The organism is Pseudomonas cichorii, from assembly GCF_003700275.1.
Classification (GTDB): Bacteria; Pseudomonadota; Gammaproteobacteria; order Pseudomonadales; family Pseudomonadaceae; genus Aquipseudomonas; species Aquipseudomonas cichorii_B.
Window position 1 is genome coordinate 160197 of record NZ_RBRE01000039.1, and the last position, 25831, is coordinate 186027.

The 25831-nt window shown below is 59.3% G+C and carries 29 protein-coding genes; 19 read left to right on the forward strand and 10 right to left on the reverse strand.

Features of this window, described 5'->3' with window-relative positions:
• From cobU to ALQ04_RS10505, 7 genes are all read left to right on the forward strand, one after another.
• Nucleotides 1-522, forward strand: a complete 522-nt coding sequence (cobU, locus tag ALQ04_RS10480; protein WP_122315688.1) for a bifunctional adenosylcobinamide kinase/adenosylcobinamide-phosphate guanylyltransferase — start codon at nucleotides 1-3, stop codon at nucleotides 520-522.
• Entirely contained in the window at nucleotides 519-1571 is a 1053-nt protein-coding gene (gene cobT / locus ALQ04_RS10485; protein WP_122315689.1) for a nicotinate-nucleotide--dimethylbenzimidazole phosphoribosyltransferase, read from the forward strand. Before cobU ends, cobT begins: the two co-directional genes overlap by 4 nt.
• On the forward strand, nucleotides 1568-2140 hold the full coding sequence (gene cobC / locus ALQ04_RS10490) for an alpha-ribazole phosphatase family protein (protein WP_122315690.1): 573 nt from the start codon (nucleotides 1568-1570) through the stop codon (nucleotides 2138-2140). The genes cobT and cobC overlap by 4 nt, the downstream gene beginning before the upstream one ends.
• A gap of 1 nt (nucleotide 2141) precedes the next feature.
• A complete protein-coding gene (locus tag ALQ04_RS10495) occupies nucleotides 2142-2876 on the forward strand; it encodes an adenosylcobinamide-GDP ribazoletransferase (protein WP_122315691.1) in 735 nt (244 codons plus the stop codon).
• A gap of 194 nt (nucleotides 2877-3070) precedes the next feature.
• Nucleotides 3071-4279 (forward strand): MFS transporter, encoded by a 1209-nt coding sequence (locus tag ALQ04_RS10500; RefSeq protein WP_122315692.1) that lies wholly within the window; start codon nucleotides 3071-3073, stop codon nucleotides 4277-4279.
• Nucleotides 4276-4398, forward strand: a complete 123-nt coding sequence (locus tag ALQ04_RS27240) for a hypothetical protein (RefSeq protein WP_259644984.1) — start codon at nucleotides 4276-4278, stop codon at nucleotides 4396-4398. Before ALQ04_RS10500 ends, ALQ04_RS27240 begins: the two co-directional genes overlap by 4 nt.
• Nucleotides 4399-4455: 57 nt before the next feature.
• Nucleotides 4456-5007 (forward strand): glutathione peroxidase, encoded by a 552-nt coding sequence (locus ALQ04_RS10505; RefSeq protein WP_122315693.1) that lies wholly within the window; start codon nucleotides 4456-4458, stop codon nucleotides 5005-5007.
• Between the two features lie 84 nt (nucleotides 5008-5091).
• On the opposite strand, the gene ALQ04_RS10510 is transcribed toward ALQ04_RS10505, so the two are convergent.
• The 3 genes from ALQ04_RS10510 to ALQ04_RS10520 all read right to left on the reverse strand — a co-directional run bounded on the left by ALQ04_RS10510 (nucleotide 5092) and on the right by ALQ04_RS10520 (nucleotide 7488).
• Entirely contained in the window at nucleotides 5092-6375 is a 1284-nt protein-coding gene (locus tag ALQ04_RS10510; protein ID WP_122315694.1) for an OmpP1/FadL family transporter, read from the reverse strand.
• Nucleotides 6376-6487: 112 nt separating this feature from the next.
• Complete coding sequence (locus tag ALQ04_RS10515; RefSeq protein WP_122315695.1) at nucleotides 6488-7009, reverse strand: hypothetical protein; 522 nt, start codon at nucleotides 7007-7009, stop codon at nucleotides 6488-6490.
• Nucleotides 7010-7263: 254 nt separating this feature from the next.
• The gene (locus ALQ04_RS10520; RefSeq protein ID WP_122315728.1) at nucleotides 7264-7488 is read right to left on the reverse strand and encodes a hypothetical protein; all 225 of its coding nucleotides are present in this window, start codon (nucleotides 7486-7488) and stop codon (nucleotides 7264-7266) included.
• Nucleotides 7489-7776: 288 nt separating this feature from the next.
• Between ALQ04_RS10520 and ALQ04_RS26720 the strand changes: the two genes are divergently transcribed.
• The 3 genes from ALQ04_RS26720 (at nucleotide 7777) to ALQ04_RS27490 (ending at nucleotide 10174) form a co-directional block, all read left to right on the forward strand.
• The gene (locus tag ALQ04_RS26720; RefSeq protein WP_147466581.1) at nucleotides 7777-8088 is read left to right on the forward strand and encodes a hypothetical protein; all 312 of its coding nucleotides are present in this window, start codon (nucleotides 7777-7779) and stop codon (nucleotides 8086-8088) included.
• 412 nt (nucleotides 8089-8500) lie between these two features.
• Nucleotides 8501-9865 carry a DNA recombination protein RmuC gene (gene rmuC, locus ALQ04_RS10525; RefSeq protein WP_183142152.1) on the forward strand — a complete coding sequence of 455 codons (1365 nt, stop codon included), beginning with the start codon at nucleotides 8501-8503 and terminating at the stop codon, nucleotides 9863-9865.
• 186 nt (nucleotides 9866-10051) lie between these two features.
• Entirely contained in the window at nucleotides 10052-10174 is a 123-nt protein-coding gene (locus ALQ04_RS27490; RefSeq protein WP_122315697.1) for a PA1414 family protein, read from the forward strand.
• Nucleotides 10175-10275: 101 nt separating this feature from the next.
• On the opposite strand, the gene ALQ04_RS10535 is transcribed toward ALQ04_RS27490, so the two are convergent.
• Complete coding sequence (locus ALQ04_RS10535; protein WP_122315698.1) at nucleotides 10276-10533, reverse strand: hypothetical protein; 258 nt, start codon at nucleotides 10531-10533, stop codon at nucleotides 10276-10278.
• A gap of 164 nt (nucleotides 10534-10697) precedes the next feature.
• Here ALQ04_RS10535 and ALQ04_RS10540 point away from each other — a divergent pair, with 164 nt between their 5' ends.
• Nucleotides 10698-11294: a tRNA-uridine aminocarboxypropyltransferase gene (locus tag ALQ04_RS10540; protein WP_122315699.1), complete on the forward strand. Its 597-nt coding sequence runs from the start codon at nucleotides 10698-10700 to the stop codon at nucleotides 11292-11294.
• Between the two features lie 96 nt (nucleotides 11295-11390).
• Nucleotides 11391-12350 (forward strand): DMT family transporter, encoded by a 960-nt coding sequence (locus ALQ04_RS10545; RefSeq protein WP_122315700.1) that lies wholly within the window; start codon nucleotides 11391-11393, stop codon nucleotides 12348-12350.
• Between the two features lie 113 nt (nucleotides 12351-12463).
• Here the strand turns inward: ALQ04_RS10545 and ALQ04_RS10550 are convergent, their stop codons facing one another.
• Entirely contained in the window at nucleotides 12464-13078 is a 615-nt protein-coding gene (locus ALQ04_RS10550; RefSeq protein WP_122315701.1) for an NAD(P)H-dependent oxidoreductase, read from the reverse strand.
• The gene (locus ALQ04_RS10555) at nucleotides 13071-14465 is read right to left on the reverse strand and encodes a class II fumarate hydratase (RefSeq protein ID WP_122315702.1); all 1395 of its coding nucleotides are present in this window, start codon (nucleotides 14463-14465) and stop codon (nucleotides 13071-13073) included. Before ALQ04_RS10555 ends, ALQ04_RS10550 begins: the two co-directional genes overlap by 8 nt.
• Before the next feature lie 170 nt (nucleotides 14466-14635).
• Between ALQ04_RS10555 and ALQ04_RS10560 the strand changes: the two genes are divergently transcribed.
• The 7 genes from ALQ04_RS10560 to ALQ04_RS10590 all read left to right on the forward strand — a co-directional run bounded on the left by ALQ04_RS10560 (nucleotide 14636) and on the right by ALQ04_RS10590 (nucleotide 22483).
• A complete protein-coding gene (locus ALQ04_RS10560; RefSeq protein ID WP_122315703.1) occupies nucleotides 14636-15163 on the forward strand; it encodes a DUF2059 domain-containing protein in 528 nt (175 codons plus the stop codon).
• A 15-nt stretch (nucleotides 15164-15178) separates the two neighbouring features.
• Entirely contained in the window at nucleotides 15179-15472 is a 294-nt protein-coding gene (locus tag ALQ04_RS10565; protein ID WP_122315704.1) for a BolA family transcriptional regulator, read from the forward strand.
• 173 nt (nucleotides 15473-15645) lie between these two features.
• Nucleotides 15646-16599, forward strand: coding sequence for a rhodanese-related sulfurtransferase (locus tag ALQ04_RS10570; RefSeq protein ID WP_122315705.1), 954 nt, complete (start codon nucleotides 15646-15648; stop codon nucleotides 16597-16599).
• Between the two features lie 3 nt (nucleotides 16600-16602).
• On the forward strand, nucleotides 16603-17235 hold the full coding sequence (locus ALQ04_RS10575) for a DsbA family protein (RefSeq protein ID WP_122315706.1): 633 nt from the start codon (nucleotides 16603-16605) through the stop codon (nucleotides 17233-17235).
• Nucleotides 17183-19060, forward strand: a complete 1878-nt coding sequence (locus tag ALQ04_RS10580) for an ABC transporter ATP-binding protein (protein ID WP_259644986.1) — start codon at nucleotides 17183-17185, stop codon at nucleotides 19058-19060. The genes ALQ04_RS10575 and ALQ04_RS10580 overlap by 53 nt, the downstream gene beginning before the upstream one ends.
• 142 nt (nucleotides 19061-19202) lie before the next feature.
• Nucleotides 19203-21674, forward strand: coding sequence for an EAL domain-containing protein (locus tag ALQ04_RS10585; RefSeq protein WP_122315707.1), 2472 nt, complete (start codon nucleotides 19203-19205; stop codon nucleotides 21672-21674).
• 56 nt (nucleotides 21675-21730) lie between these two features.
• Nucleotides 21731-22483, forward strand: a complete 753-nt coding sequence (locus ALQ04_RS10590) for a TenA family transcriptional regulator (RefSeq protein ID WP_409077251.1) — start codon at nucleotides 21731-21733, stop codon at nucleotides 22481-22483.
• Between the two features lie 37 nt (nucleotides 22484-22520).
• On the opposite strand, the gene ALQ04_RS10595 is transcribed toward ALQ04_RS10590, so the two are convergent.
• The 4 genes from ALQ04_RS10595 to ubiG form a co-directional block, all read right to left on the reverse strand.
• Nucleotides 22521-23447 (reverse strand): GGDEF domain-containing protein, encoded by a 927-nt coding sequence (locus ALQ04_RS10595; RefSeq protein ID WP_122315709.1) that lies wholly within the window; start codon nucleotides 23445-23447, stop codon nucleotides 22521-22523.
• A 213-nt stretch (nucleotides 23448-23660) separates the two neighbouring features.
• Nucleotides 23661-24401, reverse strand: a complete 741-nt coding sequence (locus ALQ04_RS10600; RefSeq protein WP_122315710.1) for a YciK family oxidoreductase — start codon at nucleotides 24399-24401, stop codon at nucleotides 23661-23663.
• A gap of 42 nt (nucleotides 24402-24443) precedes the next feature.
• The gene (gene mupP, locus ALQ04_RS10605; protein WP_122315711.1) at nucleotides 24444-25115 is read right to left on the reverse strand and encodes an N-acetylmuramic acid 6-phosphate phosphatase MupP; all 672 of its coding nucleotides are present in this window, start codon (nucleotides 25113-25115) and stop codon (nucleotides 24444-24446) included.
• 3 nt (nucleotides 25116-25118) lie between these two features.
• A complete protein-coding gene (ubiG, locus tag ALQ04_RS10610; protein ID WP_122315712.1) occupies nucleotides 25119-25817 on the reverse strand; it encodes a bifunctional 2-polyprenyl-6-hydroxyphenol methylase/3-demethylubiquinol 3-O-methyltransferase UbiG in 699 nt (232 codons plus the stop codon).
• Nucleotides 25818-25831: the final 14 nt, after the last annotated feature.

A 25831-nucleotide genomic window follows, 5' to 3' on the forward strand; every position in this document is an offset into this window, starting at 1 on the left:
ATGCTGCAATTGATCCTCGGCGGTGCCCGCTCCGGCAAGAGTCGCCTGGCTGAAAGGCTGGCGGCGGAATCGGCGTTGCAGGTCATTTATATTGCCACCAGCCAGCCGCTCGACGGCGAGATGAGTCAGCGCGTGGCCAGTCACCGGCAACGTCGCCCCGACAGTTGGGGGCTGGTCGAAGAGCCGGTCGAGCTGGCGCGGGTCCTGCGTGAAAACGCTGCTGCCGGGCACTGTCTGCTGGTGGATTGCCTGACCCTGTGGCTGACCAATCTGTTGATGCTCGACGCTCCCGAGCGTCTGGCTCAAGAGCGCGAGGCGTTGCTGCAGTGCCTGGGCGATTTGCCGGGCGAAATCATTTTTGTCAGTAACGAAACCGGGTTGGGCGTGGTGCCGCTGGGTGAGCTGACCCGCCGCTATGTCGATGAAGCGGGTTTGTTGCATCAAGCCTTGGCCGAACGTTGCCAGCGCGTGGTGTTGACCGTTGCCGGCTTGCCCCTGACTTTGAAAGGAACCGCACTATGAATATTTCCTGGTGGCTCAAGCCTGCCCGGGCCATTGATGTGCCGATGCGCGAAGCCGCGCTGGCCCGTCAGCAGCAATTGACCAAGCCGGCCGGTTCCCTGGCGCAACTGGAGCGTCTGGCGGTACAGCTCGCCGGTTTGCAGGGCCGGGTCAAGCCCCAGGCCGACCAGTTGTGGATCGCGATCTTTGCCGGTGATCACGGAGTGGTGGCGGAGGGCGTTTCGGCTTATCCGCAGGAAGTGACCGGGCAGATGCTGCATAACTTCGTCAACGGTGGTGCGGCGATCAGCGTGCTGGCCCGGCAACTGTCGGCGCAACTGGATGTGGTGGACCTGGGCACCGTCTCGCCCGTGGACTTTCCCGGTGTGCGGCATTTGCGCATCGGTGCGGGCACTGCCAATTTCGCCCATGGCCCGGCAATGACTGTCGAGCAGGGCCTGGCGGCGATGCAGGCCGGGCGTGACAGTGTGCTGCGCGCCAAGGCGGCAGGCAGCGAACTGTTCATTGGCGGCGAGATGGGGATTGGCAATACCACTGCAGCCAGTGCGGTCGCCTGTTCGTTGCTGGAGTGCGCAGTGCAATTGCTGGTCGGACCCGGCACTGGCCTGAACGCCGAAGGCGTCCGGCACAAGAGCGAAGTCATCGAGCGGGCGTTGGCGCTGCATGCTGAGCAGGCGGGTGATCCGCTGCACAGCCTGTTCTGTCTGGGGGGCTTCGAGATTGCCGCGCTGGTTGGGGCTTATCTGGCCTGTGCCCAGGAAGGCATCGCGGTGCTGGTGGATGGTTTCATCTGCAGCGTGGCCGCACTGGTGGCGGTGCGTCTTAACCCGTCCTGCCGCGACTGGCTGCTGTTCGGTCATCGCGGCGCGGAGCCTGGACATCGCCATCTGCTGGAGGCTTTGCAGGCTGAACCGCTGCTGGACCTGGGTTTGCGCCTGGGTGAAGGCAGCGGCGCAGCCCTGGCGGTGCCGCTGGTGCGGCTGGCCTGTGAACTGCACAACGGCATGGCGACTTTTGCCGAAGCGGCGGTGGCGGATCGTCCGGCATGACCTTGCATCTGGATCTGCTGCGTCATGGTGAAACCGAACTGGGCGGCGGCATGCGCGGCAGCCTCGACGATGCCTTGACCGCGACCGGCTGGCAGCAGATGCGCGAAGCTGTTGCGCAGGCCGGGCCATGGCAGCGGATCATCAGTTCGCCCTTGCAGCGTTGCGCCCGCTTCAGCGAGGAACTGGCCGAGCGGCTTGAGCTGCCGCTGCATCTGGAGCCTGGTTTGCAGGAGCTGCATTTCGGCGACTGGGAAGGACGTAGCGCAGCGCAGTTGATGGAAACCGACGCTGCAGGGCTGGGACATTTCTGGGACGATCCCTACGCTTTTACGCCGCCCAACGGTGAGCGGGTGGCGGACTTTTCGGCGCGGGTCCTGGGCGCGGTGCAAGCGTTGCAGTCGCGCTATGCCGGCGAGCGGCTGTTGCTGGTCAGTCATGGCGGAGTGATGCGTCTGTTGCTGGCCCAGGCGCGGGGGCTGCCTCGCGAGCAGTTGCTGCAGGTCGTGGTGGGCCACGGCGCGTTGTTGAGCATCAAGGTCGCCACTGGCGGCGTGTTGACGGAGGCCTGAGATGTTGCCGTTCTGGATCGCCCTGCAATTTCTCGGCAGCCTGCCGATTCGTTTGCCGGGCATGCCCGAGCCTCGGGAACTGGGTCGTTCATTGCTGTTCTACCCGCTGGTGGGTGTGCTGTTCGGTTCGCTGTTGCTGGGTTTGAACGCGGTGCTCGACGGCACGCCGCTCCTGCTGCATGCGGCCTTGCTGCTGACGGCCTGGGTGTTGCTCAGTGGCGGTTTGCATCTGGACGGCCTGGCAGACAGCGCCGATGCCTGGCTGGGCGGTTTTGGCGACCGTGAGCGCACCCTGAGCATCATGAAGGATCCGCGCAGCGGGCCGATTGCCGTGGTGACGCTGGTTCTGGTGCTGCTGCTCAAATTCACCGCGATCCTGGCCTTGATCGAAACCCACAACAGCATCGCGTTGTTGCTGGCTCCATTGATCGGGCGTAGCGCCATGCTGGGGCTGTTCCTCACTACCCCTTATGTCCGGGCAGGCGGATTGGGCCAGGCATTGGCCGATCATTTACCGCGCCATAGCGCCCGCTGGGTACTGCTGCTCAGCGCGGGCGCTTGCGTCATGCTGGCCGGATGGGCTGGACTGATTGCATTGCTGGTCGCAACCGGCAGCTTCTTCTGGCTGCGCCACTTGATGCTGCGCCGGCTGGGCGGCACCACCGGCGACACCGCCGGAGCGTTGCTGGAGTTGCTGGAACTGGCAGTCCTGCTGGCGCTGGCAATCACCCTGTAATTCATCGTCTGAACGATTGTTGTCACAGGCAAGCCAGGCTTCCCCTGTCTTGGTGGGGGGCGAATTCATTCGCGAAGAGGCCCGGTATTTTCCTTGATTGACATCCTGTGCCTGCGAGGCGTAATTTCGCGTTGTAATTATTTGCGGGTATATCCACGCAATTTGGCCGTCGAGCCTCACAGGGAATAAAAACAATGACATCGGTCTGGCGTACCAGCGGTTGGATTTTACTCGGCAGTGCGTTGATCCTGGCGCTGTCCCTCGGGACGCGGCATGGTTTCGGTCTGTTTCTGGCGCCCATGAGCGCCGATTTCGGCTGGGGCCGCGAGGTGTTCGCCTTTGCCATTGCCCTGCAGAACCTCATGTGGGGCCTGGCGCAGCCGTTTGCCGGTGCACTGGCGGATCGCTTCGGCGCGGCCAGGGTCGTGTTTATCGGCGGCGTGCTGTATGCCGTGGGCCTGATGTGCATGAGCATGGCCGATAGCCCGGCGAGTCTTTCCCTGAGTGCCGGTATCCTGATTGGCATCGGCCTGTCCGGAACATCGTTTTCGGTCATCCTCGGCGTCGTCGGACGCGCCTTGCCTGCCGAGAAACGCAGCATGGGCATGGGGATCGCCAGTGCCGCCGGTTCGTTCGGCCAGTTCGCCATGCTGCCCGGTACATTGGGGCTGATCGGCTGGCTGGGCTGGTCGAGTGCCTTGCTGGTATTGGGCGTGATGGTGGCCTTTATCCTGCCACTGGTGGGCATGCTCAAGGACCACCCGGTTGCCTCGCTCGGCAATGAACAGACACTGCGCGAAGCCCTGCGCGAAGCCTGTTCGCACTCCGGCTTCTGGCTGCTGGCCCTGGGTTTTTTCGTCTGTGGTTTCCAGGTGGTGTTCATCGGGGTTCACTTGCCCGCGTATCTGGTGGATCAGCATTTGCCGGCCAAGGTCGGGACCACGGTGCTGGCGCTGATCGGGCTGTTCAATATCTTCGGTACCTATACGGCTGGCTGGCTCGGTGGGCGTATGTCCAAGCCGCGTCTGCTGACGACGCTGTATCTGCTGCGAGCCGTGGTTATAGTGCTGTTCCTCTGGGTTCCTTTGAGCCAGACCACAGCCTATCTGTTTGGCGTGGCGATGGGCCTGTTGTGGCTGTCCACGGTGCCGCTGACCAACGGTACGGTGGCGACGCTGTTCGGCGTGCGCAATCTGTCGATGCTCGGTGGTATTGTTTTCCTGTTCCACCAGTTGGGCGCCTTCCTAGGTGGCTGGCTGGGCGGCCTCGTGTATGACCATACCGGGAGTTACGATGTGATCTGGCAGGTTTCGATTCTGCTCAGCCTGATGGCTGCCGCCCTGAACTGGCCGGTGCGCGAGCAGCCGGTGGCCCGGTTGCAGCCTCAAGGTGGTGTGGCGTGAATCGCGCCTGGCCGCTGCTTGCTGCTTTGTTGACCGGCACCGTGGTGCTGGCGTTGCTTTGGTGGGCCTGGCAACAGGTCGGACTCTCGGCCCTGCAACTGGGGCTTGGCGCCTGTTGAGTGCTGGCGCGGCAAGGAGTAGCGTGTCTAGCCAGAAAATAATGTAGGGATGCCTTGATGAAAATACGCTGGATGTCTATCCCTGTTCTATTGCTCGCCATGAGCGGTGCAGCAATGGCTGCCGATTGTCCGCCCTTGTTGCAGGGCGAATTGCCCAAGTTGCGCGCCAAGGAAAATATCGACCTTTGCCAGCGTTTTGCCGGCAAGCCTATGGTGGTGGTCAATACCGCCAGCTTCTGTGGCTTCGCCCCGCAGTTCAAGGGGCTTGAAGAGTTGAGCCAGCGTTACAAGGCACAAGGGCTCGAAGTGCTGGGCGTGCCGTCCAATGACTTCAAGCAGGAGTCCAAGGATGGCGAGGAAACGGCCAAGGTCTGCTACGTCAATTATGGCGTGACCTTTACCATGACCGAGCCGCAGCCGGTGCGTGGCGATGACGCGATCAATCTGTTCAGGGTTTTGGCTGAACAGAGCAGTGCGCCGCGCTGGAATTTCTACAAGTATGTAGTCGATCGCCAGGGCAAGGTGATCGCCAATTTCTCGAGCATGACCAAGCCTGACGATCCGGAGTTGATCGCAGCTATCGAGAAGGCTATCGCTTCAAAGCCCTAGGAAACGAAAAAGCCCGCGATCAGTGATGATCGCGGGCTTTTTCATGACCGTCAGGCAGGCTTTTCAACCTGCTGCGGCGTGTTATCAGAAGCGATAGGTCAGCGACGTACCGATACCGTGGGCGCTGTTCTTGTAGTCAGCGCTGTAGGTACCTTTGGTGGTACTGGCGTTGCGGATCTTGGCTTCGTCTTCCCACAGGTACGAATAGGCGACATCGATGGTGATTGCGTCGCTTGGGCTCCAGCCGGCACCGAAGCTGATGATCTGACGATCACCGGTCGGGATGCGTGGGGAACGATGAGCATTGTTGGTGGGCGACTGATCGACCGAGTAGCCGGTGCGCAGAGTCCACTCCTTGTTGATCTTGTACGAAGCGCCGATGGCGTGAGCCCAGGTGTCATGCCAGTCCTGCTCTTCGGAAATGCGACCGATCGCACCGTTGGCACCACCCAGAGCGGCCGGCACGCCGCTGTTGGTGACGGTGATGTCTTTCAGGCGGCTCCAGCGTGTCCAGGTGCTGCCAGCGTAGACGGTCCAGTTTTCGTCCAGTTGCTGGGTGATGGAGAAGTCCACCGACTCAGGCGTGCTGATGTCCAGCGAGGCGTCGTATTTCTGGCCGTTGAAGATGCTGAAGCTCGGGCCTTTGACCTGGGTCTTGCCTTCGAGCTTGTAGTCGACCTTCGAGTGGTAGGTCAGGCCCAGGCGAGTGGTGTCGGTGGCCTGGACCAGGATGCCGACATTGAAGCCCAGCGCGATGTCATCGCCCTTGATCTTGACCTGGCCGTCATTGGTGCCTTGCGTGGCAACGTTGATCGTCGCGGAGGTCAGTTCACCCTCGATGCGGTTGATGGTCGGGCCGAAACCGATGGAAACCTTGTCGTTGAAGGCGTAGCTGACGGTCGGCTGGAAGGTGACGACCTGTACGTGGCTCTTGTCGCCCCAGTAGCGGCCGGCGAAGCCTTTTTCATAGTCAGTGACCAGACCGAAAGGCACATAGACACCCAGACCTACCGCCCATTGATCATCGAGGGGTTTGACGTAGTAGCCCATCGGCACGCCGACGACCGGAACCATGTCGCCGTCATTGCTACCGGGGAAGGTGCTGCGACCATTGTCGATATCGGTCTTGGCGATGATGGCTGCTGCGCCAACGCTGACTTGTTCGCGCTTGAGCTTGGACATGCCGGCCGGGTTACCGAATACCGTGCTGGCGTCTTCAGCGGAGGAGGAGCGGCCGGCAAAACCGGTACCCATGGAGCTGATACTTTGTTCGTTGATGGCGAAGCCGGCAGCGAAAATTTGTGAAGATGCCAGGCCAATGGCTAAACCCAGTGTTGTCCTGTGAATTGCTTTTGTCGTTATTTTCATTATTAGAACTCCTTGTTGATCACGGGTCGGAAATTACCAACATTTTCAAGAACGCGCTATAGCCTGAATAGCCCGATTTAGAGCTATTTTTGTAGGACAATCCGATAATATTTCAGGATTTTTCCAGAAGTTTGCTTTTTCGCAACGTCGGGTATTGCGAGGGGAAATAAATAGGGGCGACGCAGGAATGCCAGGTCGTCACGAAGTCGCGTAATCGTCCCTGCGGCTGGAATATCTGCCGCCAGATTCTGGCCATCGCCAATGGATCGTCTCGGGTCGGCAGGGTGGTGGTCTGGGCTTCGATCATCATCCAGGCGATGGCAGTGGCGTAGCGCAGGTTGACGGTCAGTTCCAGCTGCGGTCCGCTCAGGAAGGCATGCTGGCTGGCAAGACCGCGCACGCGGCTGGCCAGATCCGGATCAAGTGCCAGGTAGTTGTCCCAGAGCTGGCGGTGGCGCAGGGCGGGAATACGATACAAACCATGTCCACGTCTGCTGTCCAGTGCATCGCCCAGCGAGGACTGGCTTGCCGCTATGCCCAGAAGCAGGGATTCGGCGCAGGAATTCTGGCGATCCAGGTAAATCAGGGTGGGGCGAATTACGTGACGGCACAATTCTATGGCTGCAATACCCATAATACAGTCAGCTCGCAAGGTAATGACCAGCGGACCCTCATGCGTGGCAGCGGTGAATCGGATCGGGTCCGCTGGAAGCGGCGCAGGCCGCTTGAGTTGAAGTGTAGTCTCATATTTGGAATGTAAAATGATGTTTTACATCGTTTTAGGTTTTACACCCCGGGCGCATAGAACGGTTGGCGATTAAGTGCTGTCAGGCAGATATTAAAAAGCCCCGCTTTTTCAGGGCAGGGCTTTGGATGCAACCGGCAGCTTCAGGCGATCAGTGCCTGGCGGGTTCGTTCGATCACCGCTTGCAGCGGCTCGGCGCTGGAGTACTGATCGGGGTACAGGCGTTCGCTATGGCGGGCAATGCCGTGCTCATTGACGATGGTAAAGCTGAAGGAGCCTTTTCGGGCCGCCATTATCAGGCAATCCATTGGAGCGAAAGCGTGAGTGAGGGTGCGGATGGCATCCTGGGTCTGGATATTGGTAGTCATCATTGAAAGTGTTTCCTGAAACGACACGGAACAATACCGTGCATAAATAATGGTTCCAGTAAACGCGGGCCGGCTTGGGTATCAAGGTTGGGCTGGGCGAAGAACCTGACTGGAACAAGGCAGTCAGTTGAAGCGCGCTTTATCGTATGGCGCCCTGGCTGACAGGTAGGTACTTAGGAGGGCAGGCAACACAACAGGAGCAAAGGTTCGACGCTCGGGGTGCAGATCCTGATCAATTGCAGGCTGGTCAATGCAGACCATGATTACGTCATGCCCTTTAGGTGGGCCATGCTGCGTAAGGCATGTCTGGAAACCATCGAGGTGGTCGATCCCTTGTTGCCAACATCGCCTTCACACTGGAAGAGCGTTTGTCGGGGGACTTTATCGACCGGAATTGATTTTCAGCTTGGTACTAACGGCGACAACCCTAATGCAAATTTCAGAAAATGGGAAGAGGCAGGTGTAAATATTTTTTCTGCGGGGCAGTGCTGTGCGGGACGGCAAAATTCACTTGTGCACATTAGCGGCACAAGCTGCCACATCACTGTCACATACGGCCCTAAGAGTTTGATTTACTGTGGTGAATTATTAAGTCAATGAAAAACATCGCTTTTTTTTACTGGTGAAAAAATCGTCAGTTTGAGCGCAGGCCCCGTTCTGCCTACGTTTGCGGGGGTTAAAGGGGGGTTGTCCACTGAGTTATCCACAGCTTCTGTGGATTGTCCCGTCACATAAAGCGGTTATATGCGGGGTTTATCTTGTGGCAAAAGAGAGTAGAGTTATGTCCCCCGATTTGCCCCGCAATGCCTATCATGCCTGCCTTGAGTCATGTTCTCTGTTGCAGAGACGTTCCTGAATCTTCTTTTGTTCACCCTGACGCAGCATGCGTGGAGTCGTTATGGCATTGGACCTGAACAGCCTGTTGCTGGGACTGGGTGCGGCAGCGCTGCCATTGCTGGCGCTGGCCTGGCAATTACAGCGCCGCCTTTCGCGCCAGCAAGCCGACACGGCATTGCTTGATGAGCGCCTGAGCATGGCGCAGATGGCTCAGGACGGCCTCAACGCGCAACTGGACGCCAGTCGTGATGAGATCAGTGACCTGAGTCAGGCCAATTCTGCCCGGCAGGCCGATCTGGCCGCGGTGCGCCGTGAAGTCGAACTGTTGCGGCTGGAGTGCGACAACAGCCGTGATGCGGTGCATGGCTTGAACCTTGAGCGGGCCAATAAGGAAGCAGAGCTGCGTCGCCTGGATGCGCAATGCGCGGCCTTGAGTGCCGAGTTGCGCGAGCAGCAGGAAAGCCATCAGCAACGCCTGCAGGACCTGCAGGGTTCACGGGATGAGTTGCGTGCCCAGTTTGCCGAACTGGCGGGGAAGATTTTCGATGAGCGTGAGCAGCGCTTCGCGGAAACCAGCCAGCAGCAGCTCGGGCAATTGCTCAACCCGTTGAAAGAGCGCATCCAGTCCTTCGAGAAGCGCGTCGAGGAAAGCTATCAGAACGAAGCCCGCGAGCGCTTTTCCCTTGGCAAGGAACTGGAGCGCTTGCAGCAATTGAACCAGCGCCTGAGCGATGAGGCGACCAACCTGACCAAGGCACTCAAGGGCCAGAAAACCCAGGGCAACTGGGGCGAATTGATTCTGGAGCGGGTGCTTGAGCATGCCGGTCTTGAGAAGGGGCGCGAATATCAGACCCAGGTCAGCCTCAAGGGGCCTGATGGTGAGCGCTTCCAGCCTGACGTGTTGATCATGCTGCCGGGCGACAAGCAGGTGGTGGTGGATGCCAAGGTCAGTCTGACGGCCTACCAGCAATATGTCTCGGCGCCCGACGAGGTGATCGGCCAGGCTGCCTTGAAGCAGCATGTGCTGTCGCTGCGCAATCATGTCAAAGGCTTGTCCGGCAAGGACTACAAACGGCTCGAAGGCTTGCACAGCCTGGATTTCGTTCTGTTGTTCGTGCCGATCGAAGCGGCGTTTTCCGCTGCATTGCAGGCCGAGCCCAATTTGTTCCAGGAAGCGTTCGATCGCAATATCGTGATTGTCAGCCCAACCACGCTGCTGGCTACCTTGCGGGTCATCGACAGCCTGTGGAAACAGGAACGCCAGAGTCAGAACGCTCGGGAGATCGCGGAAAGGGCAGGTTGGCTGTACGACAAGTTCGTGTTGTTCATTCAGGATCTGGATGAAGTCGGCAGTCGTCTGCAACAGCTCGACAAGGCTTATGCCGCGGCCCGCAACAAATTGACCGATGGTCGCGGCAATCTGGTCAGCCGCAGTGAGCAGCTCAAGCTGCTGGGTGCGCGGGCCAGTAAAAATCTGCCGCCTGACCTGCTTGAGCGCGCCATGACCGACGAAGACGGCGTGCTGCGTTTACCGGAGTAACGGGTGCAACATTTCGTGCAAAACCGTCTGTCGCAAAGACTAGTAGGAAAGGCGCGGAGGTGTCACATTGCTTCTAGCGGGAAAAATGTTTTCCGAGATACTCGGTTAAATGAAAACTTGCTTCTATGCTCTACAGGAGCAATGGGCACATGACCGGTTGCCTGGCTTTTCCCTCAAGGGGGCGTTATGAATAGCAAATTGCAAGAATGGCTCCATGATGTGGGTGTTGCACTGGGTTTGATCGAACGACCCAAACTGCAGCCTGTGCCTGTACGTGCCGATGACGAGCGTCGCCGCCCACGTCGATAGGCTCTGGTTGACGTTACCTGTCACTCGTACAGGTATTGCCTCTGATCGGGACGCAAGGCCGCGTCCCGTTATCCTTTTCAGTTGCTGCCGCCCGGCCGCAGCTATATCTGTCGCATCAATACGATCAAATCCACAACCATGGGCAATGAAAGGTGCTCGGGCTTGTTGATAGCGCGATCTGTGATGAACTCGGGAAAGTCAAAACCGAACTCTTCTCCCAGGCGTGTGAAAAGCTCGTTCAGATCGTCTTCGTCCAGAACCAGGTCCTTGAACGTGACATCGTCGCGAAGCCGGGATTTGTCCACCAGAATGACTCCCAGTACGTCGAGCACCCTTTGGTTGATCGCTTCGCGATTCATGCACGCCCCGGTTTTAATCTTTCAGGATCGAGCAGGGGAACTGCGAATGGACCAGCCCTGACAGTTTTCAGGCTAGCTGAAGTTTATTGCGGGTCTGCGCGGGGCGACGGGTGTCCGGTAGCGGGTTCAGGCTAAAATGCCGAATTCGTCCTGAGGAGAAAACCATGTCCCGTGCTCGTTGCGAGCGCTGTCTGCGTCCCGCCGGACATTGTCTTTGCGCCTTGATTCCGCACCTGGACAGCCGCACTCGGGTATTGCTGCTGCAGCATCCCGGTGAAGTCAGCCACGCCTTGAATACCGCCCGACTGGCTGCGCTTGGGCTGGTCAACGCCCAATTGGTGGTGGGTGAAGTGTTCGAGGACCTGGCGACCTTGTTGAACTCGCCCGGTTACCAGACGCGCCTGCTGTTTCCGGGGGAGGACGCGCAAGTCCTGGCGCCTTATCGCGAAGATGATCGGCCGATGCTGCTGGTGGTGCCGGACGGTACCTGGCGCAAGGCGCGCAAACTGTTGCATCTCAATCCGTTGCTGGCGGCCTTGCCCAGAGTCACGCTGGGCACCGTGCCGGTGTCGCGCTATCGCCTGCGCAAGGCACCGGGGCCGGATGCCTTGTCGACTCTGGAAGCAATTGCCCATGCCTTGCAGACGCTTGAGCCAGAGCATTCCTTCGCTGAACTGTTGCGACCTTTCGATGCCTTGATCGAAGGTCAGATCAAGGCCATGGGCGATGAAACCTATCAGCGCAATCACAATGCCAGCTGAAACACTTGAGGGCGTTATGCGCGCCCAGCTGTATCTGTGAGTAACGGCAATCTGTGCCTAGACTCACAGTTCTGTTTTATCTGACTGGAATAAACGATGCACATCTCTTCCGGGCGCTGGGTGTATGGCCTTTGTCTTGCTCTGCTGACCGCTTTTCTCTGGGGCATTCTGCCCGTCAAACTCAAGCAGGTACTGCAAGTCATGGATCCGGTGACGGTGACCTGGTTCAGGCTGCTGGTATCCGGTGCCATGCTGTTTATATGGCTGGCATCGGTCAAGCGTCTGCCGAGCTTCAAGGTCCTGGGCGTCAAGGGCAAGGTGCTGGTGGCGCTGGCTGTGCTGGGGCTGGTGGGCAACTATGTGCTGTATCTGGTGGGTTTGCGGCTGCTGAGTCCCGGCACTACGCAACTGATGATTCAGACCGGGCCGATCCTGTTGCTGCTCGGCAGCATCTTTCTGTTCAAGGAGCGTTTCAGCATCGGGCAGGGCCTTGGCCTGATGGTGTTGCTGACCGGTTTTGGCCTGTTCTTCAATGAGCGTCTGGTGGAGCTGTTCACTTCGTTGAGCGATTACACCGCCGGAGTCTTGATCGTTTTCCTGGCAGCGGTGGTCTGGACCTTCTACGGCCTGAGCCAGAAGCAGTTGCTGACGGTGTGGAACTCGTTGCAGGTCATGATGGTGATCTACCTGTTCTGCGCCTTGCTGATCACGCCCTGGGCGCATCCCATGCAGGCCTTGCAGTTGAGTCCGGTACAGGGCTGGTTGCTGCTGGCTTGCTGCCTGAACACCCTGGTGGCCTATGGCGCCTTTGCCGAGGCTCTGGCGCATTGGGAGGCTTCGCGGGTCAGTGCAACCCTGGCCCTGACGCCGCTGGTGACCCTCGCGGCAGTCGCTGTTGCCGCCTGGTTGTGGCCGGAGCATGTGCAGGCCGAAGAGATCAATGCACTGGGTTATGGCGGCGCATTGCTGGTGGTCCTGGGTTCGGCGTTGACAGCTCTGGGACCCTCGCTGGTGGCGGGCTGGAAGGCCCGCAAGCAGAGATTGGCGCAGGCGTAGGAGGCCCCGCAGTGTTCCTGGCACTGCGCTGTCGCTCAGCAAACAGGGAGCATGTGGGTGCGGATCGGGCGGCCTGTTTATTGAGTCGCAAGGATAAGGTATCCACGACTTTTTCAGCGCTTGCCCAATTGCACTGTCTGACGAATCCAGGCCTGGCGCTGTTCTTCGCTGGAGGTGCGGATCGGGGCGAATTCGCTCAGGCGTTTGTGCTTGATCCCGCAGAAGCCAAGAATCGTACGCACCATCTGGCGATGGGCGGGTGCACCGTAGATCCACTGGAAGTAGCGCGGCGGGGTGTCCATGGTTGCCAGCAGTTCCGAGGTCTTGCCCTTGAGCAGTTCGTTGGAAGGATGCTTGCGGCCATGGGCCTTGAAGGCAAAACCGGGCATGAATACCCGGTCGAAGAAGCCGCTCAGCAAGGCCGGTATTCCACCCCAGCAAACCGGGTAGATGAACACCAGATGCTCGGCCCAGTGAATCTGGCGCTGGGCTTCGAGCAGGTCGTGTTCCAGATTCTGACTCTGCTCGTAGCCGTTGTGCAGGATCGGATCGAACTCCATTTCACTGAGCTTGAGCGTTCTCACCACATGGCCTTCGCTGCGGGCTCCCTGCGAGTAGGCATCACCCAGGGCATGGCCGAAACTGGCGATCTTCGGTGTGCCGTAAATCATCAGGATCCGTTTGCCACTGCCTTCCAGGGGTGTTGCACCACTTTTGGGGTCAGCCATTGCTACCCGCCTCCAGCATTTTTTCCGGTCGGACCCAGGCGTCGAACTGCTCGTCGGTCAGGAAGCCCAGAGCCAGGGCGGCCTCACGTAGAGTCAGTCCTTCGCTGTAGGCTTTCTTGGCGATCTGTGCCGACTTGTCGTAGCCGATATGCGGATTGAGCGCGGTGACCAGCATCAGCCCGCGTTCCAGATGTTCGGCCATCTTTCCGGCGTCGGGCTCCAGGCCGGCGATGCAATGCTCGTTGAAGTTGCGGCAGCCATCGGCCAGCAGCCGGATCGATTGCAGCAGGTTGTGGATGATCACCGGCTTGTACACGTTCAATTGCAGGTGGCCCTGACTGGCGGCAAAACCGATGGTCACGTCGTTGCCCATGACCTGGCAGGCCAGCATCGACAGCGCTTCGCACTGGGTCGGATTGACCTTGCCGGGCATGATCGAACTGCCGGGTTCGTTGGCCGGCAAGCGTACTTCGGCCAGCCCCGCACGCGGACCGGAGCCCAGCAGGCGCAGGTCGTTGGCGATCTTCATCAAGGCCACGGCCAGGGTCTTCAGGGCGCCCGACAAGGCGGTCAGTGGTTCATGACCTGCCAGTGCGGCGAATTTGTTGGGCGCAGTGACGAACGGCAGCCCCGAGAGTGCCGCCAGCTCTGCTGCCACGGCTTCGGCGAAACCCTTGGGCGCATTGAGGCCGGTGCCCACCGCGGTGCCGCCCTGGGCCAGCTCGAAAACGGCGGGCAGGGTGGCGCGAATGGCTTTCTGGGCGTAATCGAGTTGCGCGACGAAGCCCGACAATTCCTGGCCGAAGGTGATCGGCGTGGCATCCATCATGTGGGTGCGACCGGTCTTCACCAGCTTGCTGTGCCGTGTCGACTGTTCGGCAAGGCCGTTGGACAGCTCGGCGACCGCAGGCAGCAGGTGCTCCTTGATCGCTTGTGCCGCAGCAATGTGCATGGCGGTCGGGAAGCAGTCATTGGAGCTTTGCGAGCGGTTGACGTGATCGTTCGGGTGGACCGGAATCTTGCCGCCCCGGCCCTTGCCAGCCAGTTCGTTGGCGCGGCCGGCAATCACTTCGTTGACGTTCATGTTGCTCTGCGTGCCGCTGCCGGTCTGCCAGACCACCAGCGGAAACTGTGCGTCATGCTGACCGGCAAGCACTTCGTCGGCGGCCTGCTCGATGAGCCGGGCGATATCGGCGGGCAGGTCGCCATTGCGGTCGTTGACCCGCGCGGCGGCTTTCTTGATCAGGGTCAGGGCATGCAGCACGGCAAGCGGCATGGACTGATCGCCAATCGCGAAGTTGATCAGTGACCGTTGGGTCTGTGCACCCCAGTAAGCGTCTTCGGGGACTTCGATCGGGCCAATGCTGTCAGTTTCGGTACGGCTCACTGGTCTTACTCCTTTAAGGTGCGTGAAGGTTTAGGTGCTTATACGCAGACAGGGTTCCCGGAGGATGGTTTTTAACCGCTCAGTGAACCGGGGGTTGAGCCAAAAGCGCACATAAGCGCAGAATGGTCGGCCTTGAGGTCATGCCTCGTTTGTCAGATTAAGGAAATTCGATGACCCGTCTTCGTGCCATCTGTACCGCGGTAGCCCTGGTTTGCGCCAGCGGTCAGGTTTTCGCCGATACCGCCAGTCACAACGCCAGTGCCGAAACTTTCCTCAAGCTTGCCAATGCTGACAAGCTGGGTGCCCCGGTCTACGCGCAGGTCCAGCAGATGTTTGCCCAGCGCTTTACTGAAACCAAGGCGCCAGCGTCGAAAAAAGCCTTGCTGGAAACCTATCAGGCCAAGGCCAATACCGCTCTCGATCAAGCCATCGGCTGGAACAAGCTCAAGCCGGACATGGTCAAGCTCTATACCGCCAACTTCACTGAAAGCGAGTTGAAGGACCTGGTCGTGTTCTACCAGTCGCCACTGGGCAAGAAAGTGATGGCCAAAATGCCGGAAATGGCCCAGCAGTCGGCCCAACTGACCCAGAGCAAGCTGGAAAGCGCTGTGCCGGTGGTCAACAAGCTGCTCGCCGACATGACCGCCGAACTGGAGCCGGCCAAGGCCGCAGCCCCGGCAGCGCCCAAGAAACCCTGACAGGCGAGTCTGGTCATGAGCATGCAACAACGAATCGAGTCGGCGCTTGCGCTGCTTCAACCGCAGCACCTGCAAGTGCTCGACGAGAGCCATATGCACAGCCGCGGTCAGCAGACGCATTACAAGGCGATTCTGGTCAGCGATCAGTTTCAGGGCCTCAACTCGGTCAAGCGCCATCAGAAGGTCTACGCCACGCTGGGCAGCCTGATGGGCGAGTTCCACGCCCTGGCGCTGCACACCTACACGCCTGAAGAATGGACAAAGGTTGGCGCTGCACCTGCTTCGCCGACCTGCGCCGGCGGTCACTGAGCCGGCGTCCTTCCAGCAGGTTGCCTTCGGGGCCCAGCCCCGAAGCAATATCCTGATGTCTGCATAACGTCTGTTTTGCTAGAATCCGCACCGCGCTGCATGGCCGGTGCGTTTTTCGTTCGCATTTTTTTGCCCGGTAGGCCCTTTGCGAGGGTCACCACCTGGAGAGATACATGACCCAAGAGCCGATGACTCAGCCGATCGTCGTAGCTGCGCTATACAAATTCGTGACCCTCAGCGATTACGTTGCCCTGCGTGAGCCCCTGTTGCAGGCGATGATCGCCAACGGCATCAAGGGCACCCTGCTGATCGCCGAAGAAGGTATCAACGGTACGGTTTCCGGTAGCCGCGAAGGCATCGATGGCCTGCTGACCTGGCTGAAAAGCGATGCACGCATGGTCGATATCGATCACAAGGAATCGTACTGCGACGAGCAGCCGTTCTATCGCACCAAGGTCAAGCTCAAGAAAGAGATCGTCACCCTCGGGGTCGAAGGCGTGGACCCCAACAAGGCGGTCGGCACCTATGTCGAGCCCAGGGACTGGAACGCGCTGATCACCGATCCTGAAGTGCTGCTGATCGACACCCGTAACGATTACGAGGTTTCCATCGGTACCTTTGAAGGCGCCATCGACCCCAAGACCACCAGCTTTCGCGAGTTCCCGCAGTACATCAAGGAACACTTCGATCCGGCCGTGCACAAGAAGGTCGCGATGTTCTGTACCGGCGGCATTCGCTGTGAAAAGGCCTCCAGCTACATGTTGGGCGAAGGGTTCGAGGAGGTCTATCACCTCAAGGGCGGGATTCTCAAATACCTCGAAGAGGTTCCGCAGGAAGAGAGCCAGTGGCGTGGCGACTGTTTCGTCTTCGATAACCGGGTCACGGTGCGTCACGACCTGAGCGAAGGCGACTACGATCAATGTCATGCCTGCCGCACGCCGATCAGTGCCGAAGACCGCGCCAGCGAGCATTACTCGCCGGGTGTCAGCTGTCCGCATTGCTGGGACAGCCTGAGCGAGAAGACCCGCCGCAGCGCCATTGACCGGCAAAAGCAGATCGAGCTGGCAAAGGCCCGTAACCAGCCGCATCCGATCGGTCATAACTACCGTCTGCTACCTGAGGCCTGAGCCATGTCCTCCCGCCTGATCTATGTGATGGACCCGATGTGTTCGTGGTGCTGGGGTTTCGCCCCGGTCGCCGAAGCATTGGTCGAGCAGGCTCGGGCGGCGGGCGTTCCGCTGCATCTGGTCATGGCTGGCTTGCGTTCCGGCACTACGCCGCTGGATGCCTCCACGCGGCGTTACATCCTCGAACATTGGGGAAATGTAGAGAAAACCACAGGCCAGCCTTTTCGCTTCGAGGGCGCCTTGCCCGAAGGTTTCGTCTACGACACCACGCCTGCTTGCCGGGCCATAAGCGCAGCGCGGCATCTTGATCCGCAGGGTGCCTGGAAGCTGGTCCGGTTGATTCAGGAAGCGTTCTACACCCAGGGCCGCGATGTCACTCATGCGCCGTTGCTGGTCGATCTGGCCGAACAGGCCGGTTTGCCACGCCAGGCTTTCGCGGCGGCCTTCGACAGTGCCGAGCAGCGCGCCGCCACGGCAGCGGATTTTGCCTGGGTGCAGGACCTGGGGATTGCCGGGTTTCCAACCCTGCTCGCCGAGCACAACGGGCAATTTGCCTTGTTGACCAATGGTTACCAATCGCTGGATGCGCTGGCACCATTGCTCGGGCGATGGCTGGAGCGTGCGGCCAGTGCGTGACGACCCCGGCGACAGCCAGCCTGCTCTAGAACCGCAGGGCACTCGCAACGACAGGTTGAGTTGGGCCGAGATCCGGCAACTGGCGTTGCGTCACAGGAAAGCGCTGTGGATCGCCAATGGCGTGGCGGTGCTGGCGACGCTGTGCAGCGTGCCGATTCCGTTGCTGCTGCCGTTGCTGGTCGACGAAGTGCTGCTGGGCAGTGGCGATGCAGCCTTGCGGGTCATGGATCATTTCTTACCCGAGAGCCTGCAAAAGGCGGTGGGCTATATCGGCCTGATGCTGGTCCTGACCCTGATCCTGCGCATGGGGGCCTTGCTGTTCAATGTCTTGCAGGCGCGGCTGTTCGCTCGTCTGGCCAAGGACATCGTCTACCGCATTCGTCTGCGTCTGATCGAACGCCTCAAGCGTATTTCCCTGCGCGAGTACGAAAGCCTGGGCAGCGGCATGGTGACGACGCATCTGGTCACCGATCTGGATACCCTGGACAAGTTTGTCGGCGAAACCCTCAGCCGCTTTCTGGTGGCAACCCTGACCCTGGCGGGCACGGCCGGGATTCTGGTGTGGATGCACTGGAAGCTTGCGCTGCTGATCATGCTGTTCAATCCATTGGTGATCTTTGCCACGGTGCGGCTCGGCAAGCGGGTCAAACAGCTGAAAAAACTGGAAAACGACAGTACATCGCGGTTTACCCAGGCCTTGAGCGAAACCCTGGATGCGATTCAGGAAGTGCGGGCCGGCAATCGCCAGAGTTTCTTTCTGGGCCGCCTGGGCCTGCGCGCCCGGGAAGTGCGGGACTACGCGGTGAACTCGCAGTGGAAAAGCGATGCTTCCGGTCGGGCCAGTGGCCTGTTGTTTCAGTTCGGTATCGATATTTTCCGCGCTGCGGCAATGTTGACGGTGCTGTTCTCGGACCTTTCGATTGGCCAGATGCTCGCGGTATTCAGCTATCTGTGGTTCATGATCGCTCCGGTGGAACAACTGCTGAACCTGCAATATGCCTATTACGCGGCGGGTGGTGCGCTGACCCGGATCAACGAGCTGCTGGCGCGTGAAGACGAGCCGCAATATCCCGGCGTCGTCGACCCGTTCAAGGGCCGCGATACGGTGGGCATCGAGGTGCGCGGCCTGAGCTTCGGTTATGGCGAAGAGCGGGTGCTCGATCAGTTGAACCTGTCGATTGCGCCCGGCGAAAAGGTCGCAATCGTCGGCGCCAGCGGTGGCGGCAAGAGTACCCTGGTGCAATTGCTGCTGGGCCTGTACAGCGCGCAGAGTGGCACGATCCGCTTTGGTGGCTCCAGTCTGCAGGAGATCGGCCTGGAGCGGGTGCGCGAGCATGTCGCGGTGGTGCTGCAGCATCCGGCGCTGTTCAACGATACCGTGCGGGCCAACCTGACCATGGGCCGCGACTGTAGCGACGAGGCCTGCTGGGCCGCGCTGGAAGTTGCTCAACTGGAGTCGACAATCCGTCAGTTGCCTGAAGGCCTGGACAGTGTTGTCGGGCGTTCCGGAGTGCGTTTGTCCGGTGGTCAGCGCCAGCGTCTGGCGATTGCGCGCATGGTGTTGTCCGAGCCGAAAGTCGTCATCCTCGACGAAGCGACTTCGGCACTGGATGCGGCTACCGAATACAACCTGCATCAGGCCCTGGCGCGCTTCCTGCGCACTCGCACGACCCTGATCATTGCCCATCGCCTGTCAGCGGTAAAACAGGCCGATCGGGTGCTGGTATTCGACGGCGGGCGGATCGCCGAAGACGGTGATCACCAGCAATTGATCGCCGATGGCGGGCTTTACGCCAAGCTCTATGGCCACCTGCAACAAGTCTGATTGACGGGCAAGGCTGACCTGGACCCTGTTGTGCGCAATGTTGCATGTTGTATAAAAACCGAGAAAATCACTCGTCTCTCTTGATGGATTTAGCCTAGTCTCTGGACAGGACGTTCAATCAGTCATGTGGTGAAGTGAACCCATGAAGCAGTCGCGGTCTCTCTCGAAGCCCCGTCTTCTGGGCATTGTATGGCCTTTCGTTGCCGTCGCGCTGTTTCAGGCGCTGCTTGGATGCGTGAGTTTATACACGCTGTCAGCCGTGCGTAGTTACGTGGTTGGCGAAAGCCTCTGGTCCAAGGGCCAGAAGGACGCCATTCATTACCTGGGGCTGTATGTCGACAGTCACGATGAGCGTGACTATGCAAAGTACCAGCAGGCGATTGCCATTCCGCAAGGCGGTCATGCCCTGCGCCAGGCGCTGAATCAGCCCGAGCCGTCTCTGGCTGAGGCGGAAAAAGCCATTCTTCAGGGCGGCAACCACCCGGACGATGTTTCCGGAATCATCTGGCTGTACCTGAATTTCCATAATTTCAGCTATATGGAAAAGGCCATTCACTGGTGGACCATGGGCGATGATTATCTTGCCCGGCTCGATGGTCTGGCCGGTACGATCCGCGCCCGAATCGCCGAAGGCGCAGTGAGTCCTGACGAAAGCTTGCAGTGGCATGCCCGGATCAATGCGATCAACGAGGCGGTGACTCCCGTAGCCAGGGCGTTCAGCGATGCGCTGGGGGAAGGCTCGCGGTTCATTCTCTGGATGCTGGTGATCATCAATCTGGTGACGGCCTTTGTGCTGATTCTTCTGGCGCTGATGCGTGTGCACACGCTGCTTGAACAGCGGCATGTCCTGGCCCATGCGTGGCAACTGGAGAAGGACCGGGCGCAGATTACTCTGGAGTCCATCGGTGATGGGGTGATTACCACTGACGTGGCCGGCGCCATCGTTTACATGAATCCGGCCGCCGAAGGCCTGACCCATTGGGGCAACAGCCAGGCCATCGGCTTGCCGTTGGCCGCGCTGTTCAACCTGCTGGACGAAAACGATCGCAAGGACAGCTCGACGCTGATGGAGCAGATCCTTGGTGGCCAGCTCAAGAGCGGTGGTGTGAACTGCAAGCTGATCCAGCGTCTGGATGGCACTACGGTGCTGGTCGCGCTGGTCGGTTCGCCGATCTACAGCGAAGGGGAGGTCAGCGGCGCAGTGCTGGTGCTGCATGACATGACCCAGGAGCGCCAGTACATTGCCAATCTCTCCTGGCAGGCCGCTCACGATGCCCTGACCGGGCTGGTCAATCGCAGCGAGTTCGAGTATCGCCTCGAACAGATCCTCAGTCATTCCGAGCCTGAGTCTGAAAGCCATTGCCTGATGTTTCTGGACGTGGATCAGTTCAAGCTGGTCAATGACACCAACGGGCATGCCGCTGGCGACGAACTGCTCAGGCATCTTTGCCGGATGCTGCCTCAGGGCATTCGCGAAGGTGACACGCTGGCCCGGCTGGGCGGCGACGAGTTTGGCATTCTACTGCGCGATTGTGCGCCGCAGACCGCCCTGGAAATTGCCGAGAGCCTGCGCCAGATGGTGCAGCACATGCACTTTGTCTGGAAGGGGCGTCCCTTTGTCACCACGGTCAGCATTGGTCTGGTGCACATAGGCGATGCACCGACCACTCTGGAGGCTTCGCTGCGGGCGGCGGACATGGCGTGCTACATGGCCAAGGAAAAGGGCCGCAACCGGGTTCAGGTCTACCATCCTGACGATTCCGAAGTTTCGATGCGTTCCGGCGAAATGGCCTGGATCCAGCGCCTGCACATGGCCCTGGAGGAAAATCGTTTCTGCCTGTACACCCAGGAAATCGCGGCGATACGCCAGCCCGATGACGGTTTGCGGCATATCGAGATTCTGCTGCGTCTGCGCGATGAGTCCGGGCGAATGGTGTCGCCGGACAGTTTCATTCCGGCTGCCGAGCGCTATGGCCTGATGACAACCCTGGATCGTTGGGTGGTGAAGAATGTATTCAGGGTCATTGCCGAATGCACCAACGATCCACGGCATCAGAAGCCGCAGGCGCTATGCGCCATTAATCTGTCAGGTTCCAGCATTGGCGATGAGGCATTTCTGGAGTATCTGAAACTGCAGTTCAAGACTTACGGTGTTTCCCCGAGCATGATCTGTTTCGAGGTGACCGAAACCAGTGCGATTGCCGATCTTGGCAGTGCCATCCGCTTCATCAATGAGCTTAAGGCGCTGGGTTGTCTGTTCTCTCTGGATGACTTTTGTGCCGGCATGTCCTCCTTTGCCTATCTCAAGCATCTGCCGGTCGATTTCCTGAAGATCGATGGTAGTTTTGTAAAGGATATGCTCGATAATCCGATCAACCGTGCCATGGTTGAAGTCATCAATCATATTGGCCATGTCATGGGCAAGAAAACGATTGCCGAGTTTGTCGAAACCCCGCAGATTGAACGTGCGCTGCAAGAAACAGGTGTGGATTTTGCACAAGGATATCTGATCGGTCGTCCAGAGCTGTTGACGTGTGAAAGCCTGTACACCAAGCCTGCACGTCCGGCTCTTTTGATGGCCGATGCGCCGGGGCATCAAGCCAACTCGGTATAACCAATAATAAAGGGAGCCACACAGTGATCGACACTTTCAATAGAACCGGTCCGCTCATGGAAGCCAGTAGTTATCCGGCATGGGCGCAACAGTTAATCAAGGATTGCAGTGCCGCCAAGGCTCGCGTGGTCGAGCACGAGCTTTATCAGAGAATGCGTGATGGGCGCTTGAGCCCGCAGATCATGCGTCATTACCTGATCGGCGGTTGGCCGGTGGTCGAGCAGTTCGCCGTCTACATGGCCAAGAACCTGACCAAGACCCGCTTTGGCCGTCATCCAGGCGAAGACATGGCGCGCCGCTGGTTGATGCGCAATATTCGCGTCGAACTCAATCATGCCGATTACTGGGTGAACTGGTGTGAAGCCCATGGCGTGAGTGTCGACGATCTGCATGCCCAGCGCGTGGCGCCTGAGCTGCATGCCTTGAGTCATTGGTGCTGGCAGACCAGCTCCTCGGATTCCCTGGCCGTGGCCATGGCGGCCACCAACTACGCCATCGAGGGTGCCACTGGGGAGTGGGCGGCGGTTGTCTGTTCTCTGGATGTCTACGCCGAGGGCTTTCCTGCCGAGAACCGCAAGCGCGCCATGAAATGGCTGAAGATGCACGCTCAGTACGATGATGCGCATCCATGGGAAGCGCTGGAGATCATTTGTACCCTGGCGGGCAACAACCCCAGTGTGCAGTTGCAGACCGAATTGCGTCAGGCAACCATCAAGAGTTACGACTATATGTACCTGTTCCTGGAGAGTTGCCTGCAATTGGATGCAGCCAGATCTTCGCGGGAGCGGGTCGCCGAGGTTTCCGTTTAGGTCGGGTCCCGGCCCGGATCCACAAAGGCGTCCGGGCCTAGCCTGCTACTGTCAGGCGATTGCGGCCTTCGCGCTTCGCGACATATAAAGCATTGTCGGCTCGGCGCAGCAGGCTGTCGGCGGACTCCGCCGGCAGCAGCGTCGAGCAGCCCAGGCTTATGGTGGTGCTCAGTACGCCATTACCCTCGCTGAATTGCAGTTCCAGCACTGCCTGGCGCAGGCGCTCACCGATCATTGCCGCACAATCGCGATCGGTATTGGAAAGCACGATCACAAACTCTTCGCCGCCATATCTGAATACCCGGTCTATGTTGCGCAATTGCGCCTTGATGGCCTGGGCAATTCTGCGCAGCACTTCGTCGCCGGTATTGTGGCCGTAGTTATCGTTGACGTTCTTGAAGTAATCGATATCCAGCATCAGCAGTGAAAGTGGCTGTTTGTTGCGATGCGATACTTCTATTTCCCGAAACAGGTTTTGATCCATCGCGATGCGATTGCCGGTGTTGGTCAGCGGGTCGCGCAGTGCACTTTGAGTGGCCATGCGATAAAGCAGGGCATTTTTCATGGGATAGAGCAGGCAGGTCATGAGTGATTCAAGCTCGCTCAATTCCTCTTCGCTGAAGGCGCTGGAGCGCTGGAACACCAGTGTGCCCATGCATTCGCTCTTGTGGCGCAGTGTGTAATGCGCGCTGTGCTCCGACTTTTCGCCCAGTTGCAGATGCAGGTCGCTGCCCGGATGTTCGTAGATCAGGGTAGATAGCGGTATGAGACGCTGAACCCCCTTGAAGAACATGCCGAGAATTTTTTCCGCTTCCAGACTGCGCTGAAGTTGCTGGCTCAGTTGCTTGTGGAGTGTAGGAAGATCGACAGGAGCAGGAGAGGCCGCTGGACGATTGCGAAAGCCCTGCCTTTGCAGTTTTGCGGCATCAAAATCAATTGTCTGGGGTAGGGTCGGAGAACTCATGGCTTCACTCCTCTCGCATCGTTGTTGGTTTTTCAGGGTCAGAGCGAAAGTCGTGCCATGTCCGAATTGTTTTTTAAGATATTGAAAATAAAGGATTATTTTTATTAATGAGAAGCGATAGTCATTTTTTAGACGATTATTTGACTTGGCGCTTGCATAAAAAAACCTGCCGCGACGGATTTCCGTCAGGGCAGGTTTTTTTGTTGGCCGGGTTTATTGTGCGTTGAACGCCTGGCCGTTGATGCCGCTGCTGTCAGGGCCCATCAGGTACAGGTAGACCGGCATGATTTCCTCGGGTGTCGGGTTGTCCAGAGGGTTTTCCGCGGGATAGGCCTGGGCGCGCATGCTGGTGCGGGTGGCGCCTGGGTTGATGCTGTTGGCGCGGACTGGAGCAACCGTGTCCAGTTCATCGGCCAGGGTCTGCATCAGCCCTTCGGTGGCGAACTTCGATACGCCATAGGCGCCCCAGTAGGCGCGGCCCTTGCGACCGACGCTGCTGGAGGTGAATACCACCGAGGCATCCGCAGACAGCTTGAGCAGTGGCAGCAGGGTGCTGGTGAGCATGAACATCGCATTGACGTTGATGTGCATGACCCGCATGAAGTTCTCGCCGGACAGCTGCTCCACGGGCGTACGCGGGCCGATGATCGATGCGTTGTGCAGCAGGCCGTCGAGATGACCGAACTCGGTTTCGATCATGGCGGCGAGTTCATCGTATTGATGGGGCAGGGCGGTTTCCAGATTGAATGGAATGACAACCGGTTGAGGATGGCCTGCTGCTTCTATTTCGTCATACATCTGCGTCAGGTTGGCTTCGGTCTTGCCCAGCAGCAACACCGTGGCACCGTGGGCCGCGTAGGTCCTGGCTGCTGCAGCGCCTATGCCGCGACCTGCGCCGGTAACCAGAATCACCCGGTCCTTGAGCAGTTCAGGGCGAGCGGAGTAATCGAACATGGAAAACCTCGGTAACGATTCAGTAAGACAGGATTGCCGCTGTCAGCAACTGCATAGCGCGTTATCCAGGACCTTGCGCAACTCCAGCGGATGATCCACCACGACATCGGCGCCCCAGTGATCGGGGTTGTCGTTGGGGTGGATGTAGCCGTAACGCACGGCGGCAGTCCTGGTGCCTGCATCGCGCCCGGATTCGATATCGCGAAGATCGTCGCCGACGAACAGCACACTGGCCGGATCCAGGTCGAGCTGGCTGCAGGCCAGGATCAACGGCTCTGGGTGAGGTTTGCTGTAGGTCACGTGATCGGGGCAGATCAGCAGCGCCGAACGTTCGGCGAGGCCAAGCTGCTCCATGATCGGTTGGGCGAAGCGTACCGGCTTGTTGGTGACAACGCCCCAGATCAGGCCGGATTTTTCGATGTCGGCCAGCAGTTCCGCCATGCCGTCGAAGAGTCGGCTGTGCACTGCGCAATCGCGCTGGTAACGCTCCAGAAACTCCAGGCGCAGGGACTCGAAGGCCGGATCGCTGGGTGACATGGCAAAGGTCGCTGCGACCATGGCTTTGGCGCCGCCCGAGATTTCATCGCGAATCAGCTTGTCCGCTACCGCCGGAAAACCGCGATCGGCCAGCATCGCCTGGGATATGGCGATGAAGTCCGGTGCGGTATCGAGCAATGTGCCGTCCATGTCGAATAGAACCGCTCTCAAGCGCATGGCTTAGGCCTCCCGCAGGGTCTGGATCATGTAGTTGACGTCGACGTCCTGCGCCAGCTTGTAGTGCTTGGTCAGCGGGTTGTAGGTCAGGCCGATGATGTCCTTGACCTGCAGGCCGGCATCGCGGCTCCAGGCGCCCAGTTCCGAAGGACGGATGAATTTCTTGAAGTCATGGGTACCGCGCGGCAGCAGGCCCATGATGTATTCGGCACCGATGATGGCGAACAGATAGGCCTTCGGGTTGCGGTTGATGGTGGAGAAGAACACCTGGCCGCCGGGCTTGACCATGCGATAGCAGGCGCGGATCACCGAGGACGGGTCCGGCACGTGTTCGAGCATTTCCAGGCAGGTCACTACATCGAACTGCTCGGGCATCTCTTCGGCCAGGTCTTCAGCGGTGATCTGCCGGTATTCGACATTCACGCCCGATTCGAGCTGATGCAACTGGGCTACGGCCAGCGGCGCTTCACCCATGTCGATACCGGTCACGGTGGCGCCACGCTGGGCCATGGCTTCGCTGAGAATGCCGCCGCCGCAACCGACGTCGAGCACTTTCTTGCCTGCCAGGCCGGCCCGTTCGTCGATCCAGTTGACCCGCAGCGGATTGATATCGTGCAGCGGCTTGAACTCGCTTTCACGGTCCCACCAGCGATGTGCCAGTGCCTCGAATTTGGCGATTTCTGCGCGGTCGACGTTGCTCATGGGGCATACCTCTT